Here is a 23,285-nt window from a genome sequence, read left to right on the forward strand (position 1 = left end):
CGCCACGGGCGGGTACGGGGCGCTCGCCCGCTGAGACGGCGAACAGGAGAGGGGCCGGCGACCTCAGTGGTCCCAGAGCGCGCCGAGCGTCACCAGTTCGCTCTGGTACTCGATCCGGTCCGCCCACTCCGCCGGCCAGGCCTCGGCGCCCAGGTGGGCGCCCGCGAAGGCCCCGGCGAGGCACGCGATCGAGTCGGAGTCACCGGAGGTGCACGCGGCACGGCGCAGGGCGGTCAGGGGCTCGTCCACGAACTGCAGGAAGCACAGCAGTCCGGTGGCCAGCGCCTCCTCGGCGATCCAGCCCTCCCCCGTGGCGAGGCAGGGGTCGCTCTCCGGGGGGAACGACCGCACGGCGTCCCGCAGCCGGTCGAGCACCTCCAGGCACTCGTCCCACCCGCGTGCGATGAACCGCTCCGGTGTGGCGTCCTCCGCCCTCGTCCACAGATCGCCCAGCCACCGCTCGTGGTAGCGGTCGCGGTTCTCGTAGGCGTACGACCGCAGCAGCCCGACCAGTCCGGTCGGCTCGGTGCCCTGCGCGAGGAGGCGTACGGCGTGCGCGGTGAGGTCGGAGGCGGCCAGCGCCGTCGGGTGCCCGTGGGTGAGGGCTGCCTGCAACTGGGCGGCGCCCGCGCGCTGTTCGTCGCTCAGTCCGGCGATCAGGCCGATCGGTGCGACGCGCATGTTGGCGCCGCAGCCCTTGGAGTGGATCTGGCTGGCGTCCTGCCAGGGCCGGTCCGGCTGCTCCAGCAGGACGCAGGCCCGGATGCAGGTGTTGCCGGGGGCCCGATTGTTCTCCGGGGAGCGGTTCCAGGCGATGAACTCCTGCCGTACGGGCCCGGCCAGTCCGGCGGGTCCGAGCACCCCGCGGTCCATGGCCGTCCGCAGCCCGCGCCCCAGCGCCAGCGTCATCTGGGTGTCGTCGGTGACCATCGCCGGCGTGGGCAGTTCCATCTGCCGCCAGGGGCCGAACTTGGCGAGGATCGACGGCACGTTGTCGAACTCGGTCGGGAAGCCGAGCGCGTCCCCGAGGGCGAGACCCAGCAGGGAGCCGGTGGCGGCGCGCTTGCGGACGGTGGTGGAGGTCATGCGGGGCGTCCTTCCCGGGACGGGCGGAGGAGGGGCGGGTGCAGTGCGGCGGCGCCGCCCGCGCGGTAGAGGGCGGCGGGTTTGCCGCGGCCACCGGTCAGGCGCGCGGCGCCGGGGACCGGCTCGACGAAGCCGGGGGTGGCGAGCACCTTGCGCCGGAAGTTGGGCCGGTCGAGCGGGGTGCCCCAGACGGCCTCGTAGACCTGCTGCAACTCGCCGAGGGTGAACTCGGGCGGGCAGAAGGCGGTGGCGAGGCCGGTGTACTCGAACCTGGCGCCGACCCGGTCGTGCGCGTCGGCCAGGATCCGGTCGTGGTCGAAGGCCAGCGGCCGGGCCGTGCCGTACGGCACCCAGCGGGCCTGCGCCGCGTCGCCGCCGCCGAGCGGCTCGGGAAGGTCGGGCAGCAGCGCGGTGAAGGCGATCGACACGACTCGCATACGGGGGTCGCGGTCCGGCTCGCTGTAGGTCCGCAACTGCTCCAGACGCAGGCCGGAGACGTCGGACAGGCCGGTCTCCTCGGCGAGTTCGCGCCGGGCGGCCGTCTCGGCGGACTCGTCCGGCAGCACGAAGCCGCCGGGCAGGGCCCAGCGGCCGGCGTACGGCTCCTGCCCGCGCTCGACGAGCAGCACGTGCAGCGCGCCGGCGCGGATGGTGAGGACGGCCAGGTCGACGGTGACCGCGAAGGGTTCGTACGCGTACTTGTCGTAGCCCCGCATGCAGCACCACCCCCTTAATAGTCCTACTGACTATAAAGGGGGTGGCCGCCCCTCACAAGGTGGCCGCCTACAGATCCACTTCCTGCATCAGCATGCCGACCTCGGTGTTGCTCAGCCGCCGCAGCCAGCCCGACTTCTGGTCGCCCAGCGTGATCGGGCCGAAGGCGACGCGCACCAGCTTGTCGACCGGGAAGCCGGCCTCGGCGAGCATGCGGCGCACGATGTGCTTGCGGCCCTCGTGCAGGGTGACCTCGACGAGGTAGTTCTTGCCGGTCTGCTCGACGACCCGGAAGTGGTCCGCGCGCGCGTAGCCGTCCTCCAGCTGGATGCCGTCCTTGAGCCTCTTGCCCAGGTCGCGCGGGATCGGGCCGACGATGTGCGCGAGGTAGGTCTTCTTCACGCCGTACTTGGGGTGGGTCAGCCGGTGGGCCAGCTCGCCGTGGTTGGTGAGCAGGATGACGCCTTCGGTCTCGGTGTCGAGCCGCCCGACGTGGAAGAGCCGCGTCTCCCGGTTGGTGACGTAGTCGCCGAGGCACTGGCGCCCCTCGGGGTCCTCCATCGTCGAGACGACCCCGGCGGGCTTGTTCAGCGAGAAGAACTGGTACGACTGGGTCGCGACGGTCAGGCCGTCGACCTTGACCTCGTCCTTCTCCGGGTCGACGCGCTTGCCCTGCTCCAGCACGATCTCGCCGTTGACCTCGACCCGGGCCTGCTCGATCAGCTCCTCGCAGGCGCGTCGGGAGCCGTAGCCGGCACGCGCGAGCACCTTCTGGAGCCGCTCGCCCTCCTGCTCGGCGCCGGGGAAGGTCTTGGGCAGCTTGACGCCCTCCTTGCCCGCGTACCGCTCCCGGTTGCGCTCCTCGGTGCGCGTCTCGTACTCACGCGAGCGCGCGGGGGCCGTACGGCCGCCGTCCTGCTGGGGCCGCTTCGGGCCGCCCTTGGCGCCACCGCGGGCCGCGCCGCCGCGTCCCGCCTTGGGGCCGTCCTTGGTCGCCCCGGGCCCCACGTCGTAGCGGCGCTCCTCGGGACGGGGCTTGCGGGGGCGGCCCTGCCCCTGCTGGTCCCGGTTGTCACCGGCACCGCGGTAGTTGCCGCGTCCGCCGGTCCCGCCACTCTTGCCACTGCCGCTGCTTCGCATCAAAGTTCCGTCGTCTTGTCGTCTGCGTCCTCGGAATCCGGAGCGTCCGGATCGAACGACGGCACGCCTTCCTGCGTCTCGGCCTCGATCGCCTCCGCCTCGGGGAGGAAGGGCGCGAGCTCCGGGAGCTCGTCCAGGCCGCGCAGGCCCATCCGCTCCAGGAAGTAGTTCGTCGTCGTGTACAGGATCGCACCTGTTTCGGGTTCCGTGCCCTCCTCCTGGACGAGACCGCGCTGGAGCAGGGTGCGCATGACGCCGTCGCAGTTCACTCCGCGCACCACGGAGACTCGGCTACGGCTGACCGGCTGGCGGTACGCCACCACCGCGAGCGTCTCCAGCGCCGCCTGCGTGAGCCGGGCGGTCTGGCCCTCCAGGGCGAGCCGCTCGACCGCCGGCGCGTACTCGGGCCGGGTGTAGAAGCGCCAGCCGCCTGCGACGAGCCGCAGCTCGAAGCCGCGCCCCTGCGCCGTGTACTCGTCGGCCAGCTCGCGCAGCGCACGGGCGACGTGCCGCTTGGGCCGGTCCAGTATCTTCGCGAGATGCTCCACGGTCGCGGGCTCGTCCACGACCATGAGCACGGCCTCCAGCGCGGGCCGCAGCTCCAGATCGGCGACGGCGCGCAGCCCGGCCGGCAGCTCGGTGGTCTCCTCGCTCACGCGTTCTCCTCCTGCTCCTCGGGCTGCTCGGCCCGCTCGGCCCGCTCGGGCGGCGCGGGCGGCCGGTCGAACTCGTCGGTCACCATCGGAGCGGCGTCCTGCTCACCGCCGGTCCAGCGCACCAGCAGCTCACCGAGGGCGGTCTCCTGCTCCAGCGCCACCGCCTTCTCGCGGTACAGCTCCAGCAGCGCCAGGAACCTCGCCACGACGGTGAGGGTGTCGTCGGTGTCCTCGACCAGCGAGCGGAAGCTGGCCTCGCCGAGTTCCTTCAGCCGCGCGACGACGATCCCGGCCTGCTCCTGCACGCTCACCAGCGGCGCGTGGATGTGGTCGACGTACACCTGCGGCCTGGGCTTCGGCTGCATGGCCTTGACCGCGAGCTTCGCGAACCCCTCCGGGCCGATGCTGATGACGACCTCGGGGAGCAGCTCGGCGTGCTGCGGTTCGAGGCCGACGGTACGGGGGTAGCGGCGGGCCTCCTCGTCGAGGCGGTTGTTGAAGATGTCGGCGACGTGCTTGTACGCGCGGTACTGCAGCAGCCGTGCGAACAGCAGGTCGCGGGCCTCCAGCAACGCCAGGTCGGCCTCGTCCTCCACCTCGGCGGCGGGCAGCAGCCGCGCGGCCTTCAGATCGAGCAGGGTGGCGGCGACGACCAGGAACTCGGTCGTCTCGTCCAGGTCCCACTCCGGCCCCATGGCCCGGATGTGCGCCATGAACTCGTCGGTCACCTTGGACAGGGCGACCTCGGTGACGTCGAGCTTGTGCTTGGAGATCAGCTGGAGCAGCAGGTCGAAGGGACCCTCGAAGTTCGCCAGCCGCACCTTGAAGCCGCCGGTCTCGCCCTCGACGGGCTCCACGGGGCGCGTGGGCTCCGCGGTTCTTGAGGTTTCCGCGGGACCTGGGAGTTCCGGCTCGGGTTCCGGCGCGAAGGCTTCCGCGACGTCGACAGCTTCGGGGACGTCGACCAACTCGGGGACGTCGACGACCTCGGGCTCCGCCTCGGGCGGCGGTGCCACTACCGGGACCGGCGCCTCGGCAGGTGCCGCCGGAGCCCCTGGCCCCCTCCCGAGCGCACGCCGGCGGCCGGCCGGGCCGGAGGGCGGGACGGGGGAGCCGTTCGAGGTCATAGCCCCCGCAGGCTACCGCTACCGCCCACGAAGCCGTCGTACGAGGATGCTGGCGTCCCCGCGGGTCTCCAGGTCGGCCAGCACCACGGCGACCGCCTCGCGCACGATTCGCCCCCGGTCGACGGCGAGCCCGTGCTCGCCCCGGAGCACGAGGCGCGCGTGCTCCAAATCCATCAGCTCCTCGGCGGACACGTACACCGTGATCTTCTCGTCGTGCCGCTCACGCCCGCTGGGCCGCCGTGCGGCCGCCCGGCCGCGCTTGTTGCGGGGCGCGGACGCGGCAGAACCTTCCTGCGCCGCCGCCTGCCCCTGGCGCCGCGAGGAGCGCTCCGCGCCCCGGCTGCGTGACTCGGCGTCGGCCGGCTCCGCGTCGGCCGCGACATGCTCCGCGCCGTCCCCGTCGCCGCCCTGTGCGGGCACCGCCTGCGGCGCGTCCTCCGTGCCGGCCGTCGCGTCGCCCTCCCCCGCGGGGGGCGGCACCCGGGCCTCACCGTTGGCGTTGCGCCGGGGAGTGGATGCCTGGAGCGCCATTCCCCCTGTCGTTCGGAACAGTTCGTCGGCCCCCGGCAGACTCACTCGGCGTGACACCGGGCGAGCACCTCCCTGGCGAGCTGGCGATAGGCGGCGGCACCGACGGAGTTGGACGCGTAGGTGGTGATCGGCTCGCCCGCGACCGTGGTCTCCGGGAAGCGGACCGTCCGCCCGATGACCGTGTGGTAGACGTGGTCGTCGAATGCCTCGACGACCCGCGCGAGCACCTCGCGGCTGTGCACCGTGCGCGAGTCGTACATCGTGGCGAGGATCCCGTCGAGCTCCAGCTCCGGGTTGAGCCGCTCCTGGACCTTCTCGATGGTCTCGGTCAGCAGCGCCACACCGCGCAGGGCGAAGAACTCGCACTCCAGCGGCACGATCACCTTGTGAGCGGCCGTCAGGGCGTTCACCGTGAGCAGGCCGAGCGAGGGCTGACAGTCGATCACGATGTAGTCGTAGTCGGGCAGCAGCGGCTTCAGGGCGCGCTGGAGCGTCGACTCGCGGGCCACCTCGGAGACGAGCTGCACCTCGGCCGCCGACAGGTCGATGTTGCTGGGCAGCAGGTCCATGTTGGGGACCGCCGTCTTCAGCAGCACCTCGTCGGCCGCCATGCCCCGCTCCATGAGCAGGTTGTAGACGGTGAGGTCGAGTTCCATCGGGTTGACGCCGAGGCCGACCGACAGCGCGCCCTGCGGGTCGAAGTCGACGAGCAGCACCCGGCGCCCGTACTCCGCGAGCGCGGCACCCAGGTTGATGGTCGACGTCGTCTTGCCCACGCCGCCCTTCTGGTTGCACATCGCGATGATCTTCGCGGGGCCGTGATCGGTCAACGGTCCCGGGATCGGGAAGTACGGCAGCGGGCGACCGGTCGGGCCGACGCGCTCGCGGCGCTGGCGGGCAGCGTCGGGCGCGAGCGTGGCCGCGTACTCGGGGTCGGGCTCGTACTCGGCGTCGGGGTCGTAGAAGTGCCCCTCGGGCAGTTCGTCGTAGTCGGCGAAGTGGTTGTGGGGCGCGCCACTTCCGTCGCCGGCCATGGCGTTCACGTGATGGCCATCCATGCTCTGGTGTGCTGAACGAGTCACGCCTGACGTCTGGTGACTCTGGTGGGCTGCGAAGGTGCGCACCGCGACGGAGCCGACAGCCTCGAACCCCGCGGGAGCCTGGCCCCGCGCAGGGCTTCCTGGTTGACCACCCCCGGGAGAAAATGTCGACTCATTCACAAGTCGTCTTACCTCCTTGGTGACCAGGAAACTTCTAGACAGGTCAGCGTGGCACCATGCCGACGGTTGGCGACTCTATGGCGTGTCGGCGGTCCGCAGCAACACAATCCGCCGGACCCGGCAGGATGTGTCGGCAATGAAACATCCCTCTGTCAAGGGCGTACGGCCGTCGCACGGCAGGTTTCACCGGTGTACGAATCGGCTCAAGGGTTACGTTCGAGGCGAGTTGACCGAGAGTCGCAAAGTGACCATACACACACCCGGCCGGACCTTGTCGGGCAAGGTCCGGCCGGGTGCTGACGGTTGACGAACCGTGTTGACGTATCGCCTTTTCGCTTGTGCTGACTTGGGCCCGGCGATCAGCCGAGCAGCGCCTCCAGCTCCACGTGGTCCAGCCCGTGCGCCTCGGCGACCTCGCGGTAAACAACCTTGCCGTCATGCGTGTTGAGGCCCTTGGCCAGCGCGGCGTCACGGCGCAGCGCCTCGACCCAGCCACGGTTGGCCAGCTCCACGATGTACGGGAGCGTGGCGTTGGTGAGGGCGTTGGTGGAGGTGTTCGGCACCGCGCCCGGCATGTTGGCGACGCAGTAGAAGACCGACTGGTGGACCGGGAAGGTCGGCTCGGCGTGCGTGGTCGGACGCGAGTCCTCGAAGCAGCCGCCCTGGTCGATCGCGATGTCGACAAGGACACTTCCCGGCTTCATCCTGGAGACGAGCTCGTTGGTGACGAGCTTCGGGGCCTTGGCGCCGGGGATGAGCACCGCGCCGATGACGAGGTCGGCGTCGAGGACGGCCTTCTCCAGCTCGAAGGAGTTGGACATGATGGCCTTGACCTTGGTGCCGAAGATCCGGTCGGCCTCGCGCAGCTTGTTGATGTCGCGGTCCAGCAGGGTCACCTCGAAGCCCATGCCGACGGCGATCTGGGTGGCGTTCCAGCCGGAGACACCGCCGCCGATGACGACGGCCTTGGCGGGGGTCACACCGGGGACGCCGCCGGGCAGCACACCGCGGCCGCCGGCCGCGCGCATCAGGTGGTAGGCGCCGACCTGCGGGGCGAGACGGCCCGCGACCTCGGACATCGGGGCGAGCAGCGGCAGCGCGCGGCTCGGCAGCTCGACCGTCTCGTAGGCGATGGCGGTGGTGCCGGACTCCAGCAGCGCGTCCGTGCACTCCTTGGACGCGGCCAGGTGCAGGTAGGTGAAGAGCGTCTGGTCCTTGCGGAGCCGGTGGTACTCCTCGGCGATGGGCTCCTTGACCTTCAGCAGCAGGTCGGCGGAGGCCCACACCTCGTCGGCCGTCTCCAGGATCTGCGCCCCGGCGGTCACGTACTCGGCGTCCGTGATCGAGGAGCCGAGACCGGCGCTGCGCTCGATGATGACCTGGTGGCCGTGGCGCACCAGCTCGTGCACGCCGGCGGGGGTGATGGCCACCCGGAACTCGTTGTTCTTGACCTCGCGGGGGATGCCGACCTTCACGTCGATCACGGTCCTTGGCTCAGAGGGGGTGTTTTGCTCGACATACCCGGATGTTCAGGGCACACCGGGAGACACCGCAGGAGAACGTGCGGCAGAGCCAGTCTAATGAAGGTGTTCCCGCTGTCTAGCCTTTCATTGCATCAATCTTCTACGGATGGACTACGGATTTCGCAGGCGTTAGCGGGGTGTTCCATGGCTGGATCTGGCGTTTCGCCCTCCTGGATCTCCTTCCCCAGCATGCGCTCGGCGGCGCTGCGGTGCAGCAGGGCGGCCGCGGGATCGCCCAGACGCTCCAGGGTGTCGGCCAGCCTCAGGTGCAGCGCGGCCTGCAGCCGCGCGTCCTCCGCGCGCCGTGCCCACTCGACCGCCTCCTGGCAGGTACGCAGCGACTCCTCGGGCCGCCCCGCGTACTCCTGGACCCGTGCGAGCTCGCTCAACGCACGGGCGTGGGCGGCCACATCGCCCAGCTTGCGGTATCCGGCGATGGCCGCCTTCCAGTTGCGCTGCGCCTCGCCGTAGCGGCCCGCGTAGGTGTGCGCCGTCGCGATCCGGCCGTACAGCCGGGCGGCCTCCTCGCGCTCCCCTCGGGCCAGGCGTTCGGCCAGGGCCCGGCCGAACCAGTCGGCGGCCCGGTCGTGATCACCGAGTTCCTGGTGCGCGCCCCCTACGGATTCCATCGCGCGACCCGTCGCGTACGGATCGTTCGCCCGGCGTCCGGCGTCCAGCGCGGCCCGGTACCGGACCAGCGCGTCGGCCGTCCGGCCGGTCCTGGCGTCCAGATCGCCCAGATTCAGCAGCGCCGCCGCCTGCTCCCGGGGCAGGTCCCGGCGCTCGGCCACGTCGAGCACCAGCCGGTGGATGCCGTACAGGTCGGGAGCCGCGGCCTGCATCCCGAAATGGGCCACCATCGCCCGCACCAGCTGGGACATCAGCCGCCGCGCCAGCGTGTCCAGCTCCCCGTCGGCGACGGCGAGCCGGGCCGAGGCGAGCAGTGCCGGCCGGCGCAGGCGCAGCCACTCCGCGGCCGCCCGCGGAGTGGGGAAGCGCAGGGCACGCGGGGTGCCGGCCAGCTTGTCGCGGGCCTGCGGGTTGTCCGTCTCGGTGATCGCCCGGCAGGACTGCAGCAGCCGTACCGTCCGCTCCAGCATCCGCGCGCGGGCCAGCTGGAGCTCGGCGGGGCGGTCGTCCGTCTCGGTGACGGCGCGCAGCAGCGGGTGCAGGCACCCGGGCACCTCGTACTCCGGCAGCGGCGAGTCGATCCTGCGCAGCAGGCCGAAGCCGGCGAAGTCGTCCAGGGTGTGCCGGGCGCCGCTGACCGAGCAGCCGGCGAGCGCGGACGCCGTGTGCTGGTCGATACGGCCGGCGGGGGCCAGCGACAGCAGACGCAGGATGCGGGCGGCGCTGCCCGGCAGCGAGGAGTGCACGAGCCGGAAGACCCGGCTGAGGGGCGTGCCGTCGTCGCCCTCGCCATGCAGCTGCTTGGTGAGGTCGGCGACGGCCGCCTGGGGCCGGGCGGCGAGCCAGCCACCGGCCAGGATCAACGCGGCGGGCTGGGCCTGGCACGCCTCGACCAGCCCCTCCGCCGCCCGCGGGTCGACGGTGATCCGGACGGAGCCGATGTGCCGGGACAGCAGTTCGACGGCGGACTTGGTGTCGAGGCCGCCGAGGGTGCACGGGCGGACGTCGGAGATGCCGGTCAGGGGGCCCCGGGCGACGGCCACGACCAGGCAGTCCGGGGTGTCCGGCAGCAGGGCGTCGACCTGCTCGGCGTCGGCCGCGTCGTCCAGCACGAGCAGCACCCGGCGGCCGGTCAGGGCCTCACGGAGCGCCGCCGCGAGGTCGTCGTCGGCGGCGCCGGGCGGGGTCGGCAGGTCCAGGGCGGTGAGCAGGTCCCCCGCGGTGCGGGCCGTCGGCACGGCGGTGCCGTCGGGTTCGCTGAGCCGGGCGCGCAGCACGCCGTCGGGGTAACGGGCCGCGACCTGCCGGACCAGTTCCTCGGCGAGGGCGGTGCGGCCGGAGCCGGGCCGGCCCGCGATCAGCAGCACGCGCGCGCGGGGGGCCTTGCGGCCGGAGAGGGTGTCCAGTCCGGCACGCTCGATGTCGGCCCGCAGCTCCTTCAACTCCCGTGTGCGGCCCAGGAACTGGCTCTGCGCAGACGTGCCCGACACCTGCACGCCGTCTCGGTCCACCGCCTGATCCGTCACGGGCCACACTCCCGTCCCACCGCACGCGCAAAAGCCCGCCGGGACTCCGGTTCGGGCGTTCCCGAGCCTAGTTCACGCTCTGCGACGAACCCGGTGGAGCACGGCGGGGACGTCCCCCGATCGGATCAGGCGATCGTCACACCGGAGGGCATCGGGTGCGGCATGCGGCGGCTCAGGCCTGGAAGGGGCGCGCCGGCCACGGCGCCTCCGCCGGACGCAGCGCGTCGAGCCCGTCGCCGCGCTCCGCGGCGACCAGCGAAAGGACGCCCACGACCAGGCAGTTGTTGTGGAGCTCGCCGGCCAGGACACCCCGGACCAGCTCCTCGACCGGGACCCGCGCCAGCTCCAGGTCGATCTCCTCGTCCTCCGCCACGAAGCGCTCGCCCTGCGCCTCGGACAGTTCGCGGGCGAGGAAGATGCGCACGGCCTCGTCGCAGCCGCCGGGCGTGGTGTAGACGTCGGCCAGCACCCGCCAGTCCTCGGCCTTGACGTGCGCCTCCTCGTACAGCTCGCGCTGGGCGGCGTGCAGCGGGTTCTCGCCGGGCACGTCGAGCAGGCCCGCCGGGATCTCCCACAGCTTCTGGCGCACGGGGTGGCGGTACTGGCGCAGCACCAGCACCCGGCCGGCGTCGTCCAGGGCGAGGATCGCGACGGAGCCGGGGTGGACCTGGTAGTCGCGGCGCACGACCGTGCCGTCGGGCATGACCACGTCGTCCGTGCGGACCGAGGTCTTGTTGCCCACGAAGGGGGTCTGGGTCGCCCTGATCTCCCACTCCTCGTGGGTGTCCTTGATCGTCATGCCCTGTCCTTCCCGACGTGCCACCGACGTGCGGGAGCCACGCCGGGGTGCTCGCCTTCGCGGCCCCGCACCCCGGCAACCGTACAACTGGTGTGTTACTTCGAGATCTTCCGCTCGACCGCGGCCTTCACGAGGCCGGCGAACAGCGGGTGCGGACGCGTCGGCCGGGAGCGCAGCTCCGGGTGGGCCTGGGTGGCGACCAGGTAGGGGTGGACCTCGCGCGGGTACTCCACGTACTCGACGAGCTTGCCGTCGGGGGAGGTGCCCGAGAAGAGGATGCCCGCCTTCTTCTCCAGCTCCGAGCGGTAGGCGTTGTTCACCTCGTAGCGGTGCCGGTGCCGCTCCTCGACGTACTCCTTGCCGTCGTACACCTCACGCACGATGGAGCCCTCGGCCAGCTTCGCCGGGTACATGCCCAGGCGCATCGTGCCGCCCATGTCGCCCTCGCCCGCGACGATGTCGAGCTGCTCGGCCATGGTGGAGATGACCGGGTGGGCGGTCGCCGGGTCGAACTCGGTGGAGTTGGCGTCGGCGATGCCGGCCAGGTTGCGCGCGGCGTCGATCACGATGCACTGCAGGCCGAGGCAGAGGCCGAGCAGCGGGATCCGGTTCTCGCGGGCGTACTGGATGGCGCCGACCTTGCCGGAGACACCGCGGTCGCCGAAGCCGCCCGGGATGCAGATGGCGTCCACGTCGGACAGCTGCGCCTCGGCGCCGGACGGGGTCCGGCAGTCGTCGGAGGTGACCCACTTGATCTTCACTCGGGTCTTGTTGGCGAAGCCGCCCGCGCGCAGCGCCTCGGTGACCGAGAGGTAGGCGTCGGGCAGGTCGATGTACTTGCCGACCAGCGCGAGGGTGATCTCGTGGTCCGGGTTGTGGACGCGGTCGAGCAGGTCGTCCCACGTCGTCCAGTCGACGTCCCGGAACGGCAGGTCGAGGCGGCGGACGGCGTAGGCGTCGAGGCCCTCGGAGTGCACGACCTTGGGGATGTCGTAGATCGACGGCGCGTCGGGGCAGGCCACGACGGCGTCCTCGTCGACGTCGCACATCAGCGAGATCTTGCGCTTGATCGCCGTCGGCACCTCGCGGTCGCAGCGCAGCACGATGGCGTCCGGCTGGATACCGATGTTGCGCAGGGCGGCGACCGAGTGCTGGGTGGGCTTGGTCTTCAGCTCGCCGGAGGGGCCGATGTACGGCAGCAGCGAGATGTGCACCACGAAGACGTTGTCCCGGCCGACCTCGTGGCGGACCTGGCGGACGGTCTCCAGGAACGGCAGCGACTCGATGTCGCCGACCGTGCCGCCGACCTCGGTGATGACGACGTCCACGTCGTCGGTGGCCATGCGGCGGATGCGGTGCTTGATCTCGTTGGTGATGTGCGGGATGACCTGCACGGTGTCGCCCAGGTACTCGCCGCGCCGCTCCTTGGCGATCACCGTGGAGTAGACCTGGCCGGTGGTGACGTTGGCGGTCCCGTCGAGGTCGCGGTCCAGGAAGCGCTCGTAGTGGCCGATGTCCAGGTCGGTCTCGGCGCCGTCGTTGGTGACGAACACCTCACCGTGCTGGAAGGGGTTCATCGTGCCCGGGTCGACGTTGATGTACGGGTCGAGCTTCTGCATCACGACGCGCAGGCCCCGGGCCTTGAGCAGCATTCCCAGGCTGGACGCGGTCAGGCCCTTGCCGAGAGAGGAGGCGACACCCCCGGTGACGAAGATGTGCTTGGTCGTCGAAGATTTGGGCGTCATGGCCAAGAGGAGGCTCCCGTGGTCTCGGTCTGGGGGGTGCGGTGCGGCTGCCGTGCCGGGCTTCGCCGGGGGTGCCGTCGCTGCGGTTCGGGGGTTTGAGCCCACCGGTCCACGGGCTACCAGGGTATCAGCGCCTCGACCCGATGGCGCCCGGCCACGCTCCGCGCACGGCTCGCCACGTACGCGCACCGCTCACCTGATTCTCACCCTGTGCTCACTCGTTCGGCGCATGTACGTTGCCCGGAGCGGCACGCAGATCATCTACGTGCGTCGTATCCTGCTCGGACACTCCCTGCCGAGCCCGCCGGCAACACGGCACCACCCCCGCCCGTAAGCACCGGAAGAACATGAGCTCGTCAGATCGTTGAGCGACGACGGTCGTTTGCCTACGGGCACAGCGGCGGTTTTACTTCACAGCTCGACGACGCATTACAACGACCCCCTTGACCGCACATAGCGAAAGCCCCGTCATGGGGCTACGTGGCCGTTCGACTGGAGTTGCACGTGGCCGGGCGCATCGAAGACTACGCACTCATCGGAGACATGCAGACCGCTGCCCTGGTCTGCCGGAACGGCACAGTCGACTGGCTGTGCCTGCCCCGCTTCGACTCGCATGCCATCTTCGCCGGTCTGCTGGGCACGGAGGAACACGGTTTCTGGCGGATCGGCCCGGCGCACGCGGCCGACGCCGAGCCGCCTACCGCCGCCCGGCGTTCCTACCGCGGTGACTCGCTGATCCTGGAATCCGAGTGGGACACCCCCCGCGGCACGGTCCGCGTGACCGATTTCATGCCGCCGCGTGACGGGGCCCCGCAGCTGATCCGGATCGTGGAGGGAGTCTCGGGCCGGGTGCCGATGCGTTCGGCGCTGCGAATGCGGTTCTCCTACGGCCGGATCGTCCCGTGGGTGCACAAGTACGACGGCCGCACGGTCGCCGTGGCGGGCCCGGACTCCGTGTGGTTCGACACCTCCGCCGAGACCTACGGCAAGGCGCTGACCACGTACGCGGACTTCACGGTCGCGCCCGGCGACCGGATCGCGTTCACCATCTCGTGGCAGGCCTCGCACCGTGAGCCGCCGCCGCTGCCGGAGCCCGAGCAGGCGCTGGAGGCGACGGAGGACTTCTGGCGGGAGTGGGTGGAGCACTGCACGTACCACGGCCCGTACCGCGAGGCGGTGATCCGCTCGCTGATCACGCTGAAGGCGCTGACGTACGCGCCCACGGGCGGCATCGTCGCCGCGCCCACGACCTCGCTCCCCGAGGAGGTCGGGGGCGTGCGCAACTGGGACTACCGCTACACCTGGCTCCGCGACGCCGCGATCACCCTCTCCTCGCTGCTGCGCACCGGCTACCGCGAGGAGGCCCGCGCCTGGCGCGAGTGGCTGCTGCGCGCGGTCGCCGGCGACCCGGAGAACCTGCAGATCATGTACGGCATCGCCGGTGAGCGCGAGCTGGGCGAGGCGGAGCTGGACTGGCTGCCCGGCTACGAGAACTCGGCCCCCGTCCGGGTCGGCAACGGCGCCGCCCACCAGCTCCAGCTCGACGTGTACGGCGAGGTCACCGAGGCCCTGCACCTGGCCCACATGACCGGCCTGGCCCGCAGTGACTACGCCTCGCTGCTCCAGCTCAAGCTGATCCGCTACCTGGAGGACCACTGGCAGGAGCCGGACGAGGGCATCTGGGAGGTGCGCGGCCCGCGCCGCCACTTCGTGCACTCCAAGGTCATGGCCTGGGTCGCCGTCGACCGCACGATCAAGCTGCTGGAGTCCGGCGACGCGGACGGCCCGCTGGAGCGCTGGCGCGAGCTGCGCGACGACATCCACCGGGACGTGTGCGAGAAGGGCTACGACAAGGAGCGCAACACCTTCACACAGTCGTACGGCTCGAAGGAGCTGGACGCGTCGCTGCTGCTGATCCCGCAGATGGGCTTCCTGCCGCCGGACGACAAGCGGGTCATCGGCACCATCGAGGCCATCCAGCGCGAGCTCTCCACGACGGACGGCTTCATCCTGCGCTACCCGACCTCCGGCGAGGACGCCGGCGTCGACGGTCTCCCCGGTGACGAGGGCGCCTTCCTCGCCTGCTCGTTCTGGATGGCGGACGACCTTGCGATGATCGGCCGGGTCGACGAGGCCCGCAGGCTGTTCGAGAGGCTCCTGTCGCTGCGCAACGACCTCGGCCTGCTCGCCGAGGAGTGGGACCCCCGCCTCCAGCGTCAGGTCGGCAACTTCCCGCAGGCCTTCAGCCACGTCCCGCTGATCGACACCGCCCTGCGGCTGACGGCCTCGGGGGCCTACGGCGGCTGAGCTGCCCGAGCAGCCCTCAGGGCCCGCCGGGAGCGGCCCCGAGGGCTGAGCCCGCCTAGGCTGGAAGTGCACGTGACCCCTTTCCGGGAAGGGGGCGGCCATGTCCTCCAAGGCCCACACAGCACTGGTCGAGCTCCGAGAGGATCTCGACGGCGAGGTGTTCGCCCCGTGGGACCCGGGCTACGACGAGGCCCGGGCCGTCTTCAACGCCAGGGTCGACCGGCGCCCCGCGGTGATCGCGCGGTGCGCGCACGCCGCCGACGTGGTCCGGGCGGTGCGGTTCGGCCGGGACCTCGACCTGAGCATCGCGGTGCGCGGCGGCGGGCACAGCGTCGGCGGCATGGGCACCAACGACTCCGGTCTCGTCGTCGACCTGCGCCGGATGCGGCGCGTGAGCGTCGACCCCGCCTCCGAGGCGGTCCGCGTCGAGGGGGGCGCCACGACGGGCCTGCTGGACCGGGCGACCCAGCCGTACGGTCTGGCCACCACGGGCGCCCGGGACTCCGGCACCGGCGTCGCCGGCTTCGTCCTGGGCGGCGGCAGCGGCTGGCTGGAGCGCTCCTGCGGCCTCGCCGCCGACAACCTGCTCGGCGTCGAGCTGGTCACCGCGAACGGCGACCGGATCCACGCGAGCGCCGACGAGAACCCGGAGCTGTTCTGGGCCCTGCACGGCGGCGGCGGCAACTTCGGCGTCGCCACCGCCCTCACGCTCAAGCTGTACGAAGTGCCGGAGTTCTCCCTCGCCCTGCTGCTGTACCTCCCGGAACACGCCCGCGAGGCGATCCGCACCTACCGGGAGGTGATCGACCACGCCCCGCTGGAGGCGAGTGGCGCCGTCGTCTGCCGGTCCGGACCGCCGGCCGGGTTCGCCGCGCCGTCGCTCGCCGCCGGCGGGCCGCTGTGCTGCGTGCTGCTGACGTACGCGGGACCCGAGGAGGACCTGCGCAAGCTGGCCCAGCCGCTGCTGGCGCTGCCGCACGCGTCACAGACCGTCGTCGCGATGCCGTACGCCGACGCCCAGCGCCTGTTCGACCAGCCGCCCGGCCTGCGCGCCCACGGGTCGGCGGAGTGCCTGTCCGGCGCGCCGGACGGCTTCGTGGACGTCTGCTGCGCCCTCGCGGACTCCCTGCCGACGGCGACGGGCACCCGGAACATGCTGTTCCCGCTGGGCGGCGCTGTCGCGGACGCCCCGGCCGACCACCCCGTGCCGTACCGCGACGCGGCCTGGGTCGTGCACCCCTGCGGCAGCTGGGCGGACCCGGCGGACGACGAGCGGTGCACGGCCTGGGTCCGGGACGTCCGCGCCGCCGTCCGGCCGTGGAGCACCGGGGCGGTCCACCCCGACTTCGTCGGCGACGAGGGACGGGACCGCGTACGGGCCGGGCTCGGCCCGCGGAACATGTGGCGGCTGGGCGTGGTCAAACGGCGCTTCGACCCGGACAACGTCTTCCGCTTCAACCACAACATCAAGCCGGTGTAGGCCTGGTCGGTCCTCGCGGAGGCAGGACGCGTCCGGCCGGTGATCCGGTGGGCGGCCCGGTGATCGTTCCCATGACCGCCCGGAGATGTCGCCGGAACGTGCGCGCGGGTAGCGTCCGCTGCATGGACAGCCGATTCGACAGCACGGGCGCCGGGATCACCGTTCAGCGGGCACTGGAGCTGCCCGGCCTGCGCAGCGGGCTCCCCGAGGTGCTCGCGGGCGCGGAGCGGCTGCAGCGGACCGTGCGCTGGGTGCACGCGGGCGAGGTACCGAACATCGCCTCGCTGCTGAAGGGCGGCGAACTGCTGCTGACCACGGGCTACGGCCTCGGCACCCGCCCGGCGGAGCAGCGCGCGTTCGTCCGCACCCTGGCCGAGCGCGGTATCGCCGCCCTGGTCGTCGAGCTCGGCCCGCGCTTCACGCGGCTGCCCTCGGCGCTCGTCGAGACGGCCCGCACGGCCGGGCTGCCGCTGGTCCAACTGCACCGCGAGGTGCCGTTCGTGACCGTCACGGAGGAGATCCACACCGAGATCGTCAACGGGCACTACGCGCTGCTCCAGCGCGCCGAGGAGGTGCACCGCCGCTGCACCGAGGCGCTGCTGGGCGGCGGCGGCGTCCCGCAGGTCCTGGGCATCCTGGCCGACTTCAGCGGCAATCCGGTCTTCCTGGAGACCACCGACGGCCAGCTCCTCTACGCCGCCGGGGCCGGGCCCGAGGGGGCGGAACCGCTCCAGGTCTGGGAGGGGCTGCGCGGCCAGCCCAAGGACGCCCCGCCGGCCGGGTCGGTGCTGGTGGACGTGCCGGGGGGCGGCCCGGGAACGGCGCCGGGGACGAGCACCGGGACGACGGCGGGGACCGGCTCCGGGACGGGCTCGGTGCGGGCGAGGCTGGTGCTGCTGCCGGTGCGCGCGCCGCTGGTGCCGGTGCACCGCATCGCCGCCGAGCGGACCGCGGGCATCCTGGCGGTGGTGCTGATGCAGGCCCGTCAGGAGGAGGAGCTTGCCGCGCGCGGGCGCGGCGACTTCCTGACCGACCTCGCCCAGAGCCGGATCGCCGCCGAGGACGCTCCGGCCCAGGCGCGTGTGCTGGGCTTCAAGCCGGGCGGCAGCCCACTGCTGCCGGTGGTGATGCGGCTGGGCGACGCCCTGTCCCCGGGCGGCGGCTGGGCGGTGCTGGCGCGCGCGGTCTCGGAGGAGCTGGCCTCGGTGGGCGTGCCGGTCCTGCTCGGCGTACGGCCGGTGGAGGGCCGCGTCCTGGTGCTGCTCGGCCTGCGCTCGGAGTCGGAGCGCTCGGCGGTCGCCGACCGGGTCGCGGCGGCGCTGCGGGCCGGTGTGGAGCGGGCCGGGATGCAGCGTCCGGGGGCACAGCCGCCCGTGGTGGTCGTCGGGGTGGCCGGCGGCTGGGCGGCGGCCTCGGCGGGGCTGCGGCACGCGGCGGAGACGGCGACCGCCGCGCAGGGGCTCACGGACCGGCCCTGGTACGACGCCCGGCGCCTGGACATCGACCTGCTGCTGTGGCGGCTGCGTGACCATCCCGACCTGGCCGCCTTCGTGGAGCGGGCGATCGGGCCGGTCCGGGACCACGACAGCCGTGCCAGGCCGCCGCTGCTGCCGACCCTGGAGACCTACCTCGCGCACGCGGGACGCAAGGCCGAGACGGCCCGCGAACTGCACCTCAACCGCCAGACGCTCTACAACCGCCTCGCCCGTATCGGTGAGTTGCTGGGCACCGACCTCGACGACCCGCAGACGGTGCTGGCGTTGAGCCTCGCGCTGCGGGCCCGCCGGCACACCGGGCAGAGCGGACCGACCGGATAGGCCGGCGGTCCCGGAGCCGGCGGTCAGGAACCGGCAGTTCCGGGGCGCGGATCAGATCAGCGGCCGGGGCTGCGTCAACTCGTCGTACACACTGAGCACTTGGGCGACTGTCTCGTCCTCGGTCGGCCAGGTCGCCGCCTGCCGCAGGCCCTTCTCCTGGAGCAGCTCCCGCTGCTCGGGATCGTCCAGCAGCCGCACGACGGCGTCGGCGAAGGCCGCCGCGTCCCCGGCGGGGACGAGTTCGGCCGCGTCACCGACGAGTTCGGGGACGCCGCCGACCGAGGTGGCGACCAGCGGCACGCGCGCGTGCAGGGCCTCCTGCGCCAGCACTGACCGCGACTCCGTGCGGCTCGGCAGCAACGCCAGATCGGCGGCGGCGAGCAGCTCGCGCACGTCCTCGCGCCGGCCGATGAGCCGCACCGGCAGCTCCTCGTCCTCGATCCGGCGTTGCAGCACCGCCCGCAACGGCCCCTCCCCCGCGATGGCGACCAGCGGCACCGGATCGAGCCCCCGCCAGGCGCGGGCGGCGTCGAGCAGCACGTCGTAGCCGCGCTGGGGGTCGAGGGAGCCGACGGCCATCAGCAAAGGGCGTCCGATGGCGCCGAGTTCGGCGCGGACCTTCGGGCTCCTGGGGTCCGGCTCGTCGGTCTCGACGGGCGTGCGGCGGCCGGGCAGGGCGACGGCGGCGAGCCGTGCGTCCCGCGCGCCCGCCTTCCGCGCCCGGTCGACGAGGTCGGAGGTGGTGCCGAGCACCACTGCGGCCGCCCGCACCACCTGGCGTTCCAGCATCCGCAGGAAGGCGGCGCGCGCCCCCTCGGCGTGGGCGTGGTTGTGCCAGGTGACGATCAGTGGGGTGTGCCGTCCGGCCAGGGCGAGCGCGGCCCGGAAGGAGGCGTGCAGTCCGTGCGCGTGCACCAGGTCGGCTCCCGTGCAGGCGGCTCGCAGCGCCGCCACCGACCCCGGGTCGCTGCTGCGCGGCACGTGGATGTGCTCGGCGCCGGCCCCGCTGAAGTCGTAGGAGCGATCCGCCTCGACGGGGGCGCACACCGTGACCCGCACGCCCCGTGCGACGAGCCCCGCGGCCAGCGAGCGCACGTGCGCGCTGCTGCCGGCGTTGCCTCCGCCCAGCACCTGCACGGTGCGCAGCGTCGACCGGCCGTGCGGAGAGTGGCTGCTCGCGGGGGTCACGTGGCCCGGGCTCCTGGGTTCGGCGGGGACGGTCACGGCGGTCACGCCGGTCTCGGAGAAACGTACAGAAGGCGCCGCGGAGGGGGTGTACCGCGCGACGTCCTCCGCGTACACGCTCAAGGATGCCAGGACGGACGGCCGTTCCGGCAACGCCGGAGATCACACGCTCCCACACGCCGGGGCAACGCGCCGCTCCGCATCACTCACCCGAGTGACCTCCGAGGTGATCCCGCCGTCCCGCGGCGTGGCGACGCGCTACCCGTCCGCCCGCGCCGTCGCCAGCAGTTCCTCCGCGTGTGCCCGGGCCGTCTCCGAGTCCTCCTGGCCTGCCAGCATCCGGGACAGCTCCCGGATCCGCTCCTCGCCCTCGAGCACCTTCACACCGGACCGGGTCACCGAGCCGTCGTTCGTCTTCTCGACCAGCAACTGCCGGTCGGCGAACGCGGCCACCTGCGGCAGGTGCGTCACCACGACGACCTGCGCGGTCTTCGCCAGCCGGGCCAGCCGCCGCCCGATCTCCACCGCGGCCTTGCCACCCACACCGGCGTCCACCTCGTCGAAGAGGTACGTCGGCACCGGATCCGTCCCGGCGAACACGACCTCCACGGCCAGCATCACGCGCGACAGCTCACCCCCGGACGCGCCCTTGGCGATCGGCCGGGGCGGCGCACCCGGGTGGGGCGCCAGCAGCAGCTCGACCTCGTCGGCACCCGACGGCCCGTACGCCACCGGACGGCCACCGACCTCGACGCCCTCCGGGTCCTCGGTCTGCCGGATCGCGAACGACACGCGCGCGTGCGGCATGGCGAGCGACGCCAGCTCCGCGGTCACGGCCGCCGCGAACCGCTCGGCCGCCTCCGTCCGCGCGTCCGTCAACGCCTGCGCCAGTCCACCCAGTTCGGCCCGCAGCGCGTCCCGCTCGGCGGTCAGCTCCCCGATCCGCTCGTCGTCGCCGTCGAGCTCGGTGAGCCGTACCGCGCTCTGCTCGGCCCAGGCGAGCACGGTGTCGACGTCCTCGCCGTACTTCCGGGTCAGCGCGGTCAGCACGGCCCGCCGTTCCTCGACCGCCGCCAGCCGCAGCGGATCGGCGTCCAGATCGTCGGCGTACCCCGCCAGCTCGCCCGCCACGTCGCCGAGCAGGATGCCGATCTCCCCGATCCGGTCGGCGAGCGCGGCCAGCGCGGGGTCGTGCGACCGTACGGCCTCCAGGGCTCGGTGCGCCCCCGCGACGAGCGTCGAGGCGTCGACGCCCTCGGGGTCCTCGGGATTGCCGGCGAGCGCGCCGTGCCCGGCCGTGGCGGCGGACGCGAGCGCCTCCGCGTGCCCGAGCCGCTCGGCCTCCTCGGCCAGCTCGACGTCCTCCCCGGCCCGCGGCTCCACGGCGGCGATCTCGTCGAGCCCGTACCGCAGCATGTCGGCTTCCTGGGCCCGCTCACGCGCGCGCGTGGTGATCTCGTCGAGCTCGGCGGAGACCGCCCGCAGCCGCCGGTAGGCCCCGGAGTACTTGTCCAGCGGCCCGGCCACCGCTTCACCGGCGTACCGGTCGAGCGCCTGCCGCTGCCGCGTGAGCTTCAGCAACCCCTGCTGGTCGGTCTGACCGTGCACGGCCACCAGTTCGTCGGCGAGCTCGGCCAGCACCCCCACGGGCACGGACCGCCCGCCGACATGCGCCCGGGACCGCCCCTCGGCGGAAACGGTACGGCTGATCAGCAGGGCCCCGTCGTCGAGCTCGGCCCCGGCCTCCTCGGCGCGTACGGCGACCGTGGCGTCGGCGGGCACGGTGATCCGCCCCTCCACGACCGCCTTGTCGGCGCCGATCCGCACGAGCGCCGGATCCGCCCTGCCACCGAGCAACAGCCCCAGGCTGGTGACCACCATGGTCTTGCCCGCACCCGTCTCACCGGTGACGGCGGTGAACCCCGGCGACAACTCGACGACGGCATCGTCGATGACCCCGAGCGACCGTATCCGCATCTCCTCCAACACGGACACGACCATACGAGGTCCGGGCGGGTCGGCGCGACGCCGGTCCCCTTTGTCACTCACGCGAGTGCACACCGCCGTACGGCGAATCGCTAGTGGGGAGCTCCCCGCCACCCGGAAACCGGCAACGCGAACTTCGCGACGAGCCGGTCCGTGAACGAGGCATGGTGCAACCGGGCCAGCCGAACCGGCACGGCCCCGCGCCGCACCTCCACACGCGCCCCCGGCGGCAACTCCACCGTCCGCCGGCCGTCGCACCACAGCACCCCCGGCGGGATGTGCGGCAGGACCTCCACGGCCAGCACGGAATCCGGGGAGGTCACGAGCGGCTTGGCGAACAGCGCGTGCGCGGAGATCGGCACCATCAGCAGCGCCTCCACCTCGGGCCACACCACGGGCCCGCCCGCGGAGAACGCGTACGCGGTCGACCCGGTGGGCGTCGACAGCACGATCCCGTCGCACCCGAACCCGGTCACCGGCCGCCCGTCGATCTCCAGGACGACCTCCAGCAGCTTCTCGGCGCCGGCCTTCTGCACCGCCGCCTCGTTCAGCGCCCAGTCGGTGTGCACGATGTCGCCGTTGCTGTGCACGACGACGTCGACCGTCATCCGCTCCTCGACCTCGTACGCCCGCGTCACCACCCGGTCGACGACCTTGTCGAGGTCGTCGCGCTCGGCCTCGGCGAGGAATCCGACCCGCCCGAGGTTGACGCCGAGCATCGGCACCCCGGACGCCCGCGCGAACTCCGCCCCGCGCAACAGCGTCCCGTCACCGCCGAGCACGATCAGCAGCTCACACCCGTCGAGGCACTGCGGTGTCGCCTCCTTGACCAGCTGCACCTCGTCGGGCAGCGGCAGGTCGGGCGCCTCCGCCTCCAGCACCCGCACACCGATCCCGGACCGCAGGAGTCCCTTGACCACCAGCTCGGCGCTGCGCACGGCCGCGGGCCGTCCGGTGTGGGCGAGCAGGAAAACAGTACGAGCTCGGTTCGCTGTCAACGCGGCCCCTCCGCAACTGCACGGTCGACGTCGGCCGGGTCCAGTCGGGGAGCCCCGGCCCGAAGCCACAGAAAGTACTCGACATTCCCCGAGGGCCCGGGCAACGGGCTGGCCGTCACGCCCTTCACCCCGAGCCCCAGCTCCCCGGCCCGCTCGGCCACCCCGCACACGGCCTCGGCCCGCAGCTGCGGGCTCCGCACCACTCCCCCGCTGCCCAGCCGTTCCTTGCCCACCTCGAACTGCGGCTTGACCATCATCACCAGATCGGCGTCCGGTCGCGCACAGCGCACGAGGGCGGGCAGGACCAGCCCGAGCGGGATGAAGGACAGATCCCCCACCACAAGATCCACAGGCTCCCCATCGATCGCTTCAAGCGTCAACTCCCGTACGTTTGTACGGTCCTTGACGGTGACGCGTTCATCGTTGCGGAGAGTCCAGGCGAGTTGTCCGTACCCGACGTCGACGGCGACGACCCCCGCGGCCCCCGCCCGCAGCAGCACATCGGTGAATCCGCCGGTGGAGGCCCCCGCGTCCAGCGCCCGCCGGCCCTCGACGGCCAGCCCCTGCGGCACGAAGATTTCCAGGGCGCCGGCGAGCTTGTGCCCGCCCCGGGAGACGTACTCGGGATCGCCCTCGTGCGCCGTGACGACGATCGCCGCCGCGGTCTCCACCTGGGTGGCCGGCTTGGTCGCGACCGTCTTGCCGACGCTGACCCGCCCGGCGGCGATCAGCTGGCTGGCGTGCTCGCGCGAGCGCGCGAGCTTCCGGCGGACCAGCTCCGCATCGAGACGGCGGCGTGCGACTCCTGCCACGTT

General features: G+C 72.6%; 18 protein-coding genes. 3 read left to right on the forward strand and 15 right to left on the reverse strand.

Annotation, left to right across the window (positions count from 1 at the left end; translation table 11 throughout):
- Positions 1-63 precede the first annotated feature (63 nt).
- The 11 genes from ACFV6X_RS19410 to ACFV6X_RS19460 all read right to left on the reverse strand — a co-directional run bounded on the left by ACFV6X_RS19410 (position 64) and on the right by ACFV6X_RS19460 (position 12,697).
- Positions 64-1,086, reverse strand: coding sequence for an ADP-ribosylglycohydrolase family protein (locus ACFV6X_RS19410; RefSeq protein ID WP_385385051.1), 1,023 nt, complete (start codon positions 1,084-1,086; stop codon positions 64-66).
- The gene (locus ACFV6X_RS19415; RefSeq protein WP_385385053.1) at positions 1,083-1,802 is read right to left on the reverse strand and encodes an NUDIX domain-containing protein; all 720 of its coding nucleotides are present in this window, start codon (positions 1,800-1,802) and stop codon (positions 1,083-1,085) included. The genes ACFV6X_RS19410 and ACFV6X_RS19415 overlap by 4 nt, the downstream gene beginning before the upstream one ends.
- Before the next feature lie 67 nt (positions 1,803-1,869).
- On the reverse strand, positions 1,870-2,940 hold the full coding sequence (locus tag ACFV6X_RS19420; protein ID WP_385385054.1) for a pseudouridine synthase: 1,071 nt from the start codon (positions 2,938-2,940) through the stop codon (positions 1,870-1,872).
- On the reverse strand, positions 2,940-3,596 hold the full coding sequence (scpB, locus tag ACFV6X_RS19425; protein ID WP_365457862.1) for an SMC-Scp complex subunit ScpB: 657 nt from the start codon (positions 3,594-3,596) through the stop codon (positions 2,940-2,942). Before scpB ends, ACFV6X_RS19420 begins: the two co-directional genes overlap by 1 nt.
- On the reverse strand, positions 3,593-4,723 hold the full coding sequence (locus ACFV6X_RS19430; RefSeq protein ID WP_385385057.1) for a segregation and condensation protein A: 1,131 nt from the start codon (positions 4,721-4,723) through the stop codon (positions 3,593-3,595). Before ACFV6X_RS19430 ends, scpB begins: the two co-directional genes overlap by 4 nt.
- A gap of 18 nt (positions 4,724-4,741) precedes the next feature.
- On the reverse strand, positions 4,742-5,311 hold the full coding sequence (locus ACFV6X_RS19435) for a hypothetical protein (protein ID WP_385385060.1): 570 nt from the start codon (positions 5,309-5,311) through the stop codon (positions 4,742-4,744).
- Entirely contained in the window at positions 5,296-6,474 is a 1,179-nt protein-coding gene (locus ACFV6X_RS19440; protein ID WP_385385063.1) for a ParA family protein, read from the reverse strand. Before ACFV6X_RS19440 ends, ACFV6X_RS19435 begins: the two co-directional genes overlap by 16 nt.
- Positions 6,475-6,833: 359 nt before the next feature.
- Positions 6,834-7,958: an alanine dehydrogenase gene (gene ald, locus ACFV6X_RS19445; protein ID WP_385385066.1), complete on the reverse strand. Its 1,125-nt coding sequence runs from the start codon at positions 7,956-7,958 to the stop codon at positions 6,834-6,836.
- Positions 7,959-8,089: 131 nt separating this feature from the next.
- Positions 8,090-10,153, reverse strand: a complete 2,064-nt coding sequence (locus ACFV6X_RS19450) for a tetratricopeptide repeat protein (protein ID WP_385385068.1) — start codon at positions 10,151-10,153, stop codon at positions 8,090-8,092.
- 172 nt (positions 10,154-10,325) lie between these two features.
- Complete coding sequence (locus tag ACFV6X_RS19455; RefSeq protein ID WP_385385070.1) at positions 10,326-10,952, reverse strand: NUDIX domain-containing protein; 627 nt, start codon at positions 10,950-10,952, stop codon at positions 10,326-10,328.
- Between the two features lie 95 nt (positions 10,953-11,047).
- Complete coding sequence (locus ACFV6X_RS19460; protein ID WP_365455532.1) at positions 11,048-12,697, reverse strand: CTP synthase; 1,650 nt, start codon at positions 12,695-12,697, stop codon at positions 11,048-11,050.
- 504 nt (positions 12,698-13,201) lie between these two features.
- Here ACFV6X_RS19460 and ACFV6X_RS19465 point away from each other — a divergent pair.
- The 3 genes from ACFV6X_RS19465 (at position 13,202) to ACFV6X_RS19475 (ending at position 18,301) form a co-directional block, all read left to right on the forward strand.
- Positions 13,202-15,004 (forward strand): glycoside hydrolase family 15 protein, encoded by a 1,803-nt coding sequence (locus tag ACFV6X_RS19465; RefSeq protein WP_385385105.1) that lies wholly within the window; start codon positions 13,202-13,204, stop codon positions 15,002-15,004.
- A 100-nt stretch (positions 15,005-15,104) separates the two neighbouring features.
- Positions 15,105-16,484, forward strand: a complete 1,380-nt coding sequence (locus ACFV6X_RS19470) for an FAD-binding oxidoreductase (RefSeq protein ID WP_385385073.1) — start codon at positions 15,105-15,107, stop codon at positions 16,482-16,484.
- Between the two features lie 122 nt (positions 16,485-16,606).
- A complete protein-coding gene (locus ACFV6X_RS19475) occupies positions 16,607-18,301 on the forward strand; it encodes a PucR family transcriptional regulator (RefSeq protein WP_385385076.1) in 1,695 nt (564 codons plus the stop codon).
- 51 nt (positions 18,302-18,352) lie between these two features.
- Here the strand turns inward: ACFV6X_RS19475 and ACFV6X_RS19480 are convergent, their stop codons facing one another.
- The 4 genes from ACFV6X_RS19480 to ACFV6X_RS19495 form a co-directional block, all read right to left on the reverse strand.
- A complete protein-coding gene (locus tag ACFV6X_RS19480; RefSeq protein WP_385385108.1) occupies positions 18,353-19,489 on the reverse strand; it encodes a glycosyltransferase family 4 protein in 1,137 nt (378 codons plus the stop codon).
- A gap of 255 nt (positions 19,490-19,744) precedes the next feature.
- Positions 19,745-21,487: a DNA repair protein RecN gene (gene recN, locus ACFV6X_RS19485; RefSeq protein ID WP_385385078.1), complete on the reverse strand. Its 1,743-nt coding sequence runs from the start codon at positions 21,485-21,487 to the stop codon at positions 19,745-19,747.
- 77 nt (positions 21,488-21,564) lie between these two features.
- Entirely contained in the window at positions 21,565-22,470 is a 906-nt protein-coding gene (locus tag ACFV6X_RS19490) for an NAD kinase (RefSeq protein ID WP_385385080.1), read from the reverse strand.
- Positions 22,467-23,282 carry a TlyA family RNA methyltransferase gene (locus ACFV6X_RS19495; RefSeq protein ID WP_385385083.1) on the reverse strand — a complete coding sequence of 272 codons (816 nt, stop codon included), beginning with the start codon at positions 23,280-23,282 and terminating at the stop codon, positions 22,467-22,469. Before ACFV6X_RS19495 ends, ACFV6X_RS19490 begins: the two co-directional genes overlap by 4 nt.
- Between the last annotated feature and the right edge of the window lie 3 nt (positions 23,283-23,285).

The sequence above is a fragment of the Streptomyces sp. NPDC059861 genome, from assembly GCF_042731435.1.
GTDB lineage: Bacteria > Actinomycetota > Actinomycetes > Streptomycetales > Streptomycetaceae > Streptomyces.

Excerpts from the sequence above, each read along its gene's own strand:
- ACFV6X_RS19460 (WP_365455532.1), bottom strand. The coding sequence starts at position 12,697 with ATGACGCCCAAATCTTCGACGACCAAGCACATCTTCGTCACCGGGGGT.
- ACFV6X_RS19420 (WP_385385054.1), bottom strand. The coding sequence starts at position 2,940 with ATGCGAAGCAGCGGCAGTGGCAAGAGTGGCGGGACCGGCGGACGCGGC.
- ACFV6X_RS19455 (WP_385385070.1), bottom strand. The coding sequence starts at position 10,952 with ATGACGATCAAGGACACCCACGAGGAGTGGGAGATCAGGGCGACCCAG.
- ACFV6X_RS19410 (WP_385385051.1), bottom strand. The coding sequence starts at position 1,086 with ATGACCTCCACCACCGTCCGCAAGCGCGCCGCCACCGGCTCCCTGCTG.
- ACFV6X_RS19470 (WP_385385073.1), top strand. The coding sequence starts at position 15,105 with ATGTCCTCCAAGGCCCACACAGCACTGGTCGAGCTCCGAGAGGATCTC.
- ACFV6X_RS19475 (WP_385385076.1), top strand. The coding sequence starts at position 16,607 with ATGGACAGCCGATTCGACAGCACGGGCGCCGGGATCACCGTTCAGCGG.
- ACFV6X_RS19430 (WP_385385057.1), bottom strand. The coding sequence starts at position 4,723 with ATGACCTCGAACGGCTCCCCCGTCCCGCCCTCCGGCCCGGCCGGCCGC.
- recN (WP_385385078.1), bottom strand. The coding sequence starts at position 21,487 with ATGGTCGTGTCCGTGTTGGAGGAGATGCGGATACGGTCGCTCGGGGTC.
- ACFV6X_RS19415 (WP_385385053.1), bottom strand. The coding sequence starts at position 1,802 with ATGCGGGGCTACGACAAGTACGCGTACGAACCCTTCGCGGTCACCGTC.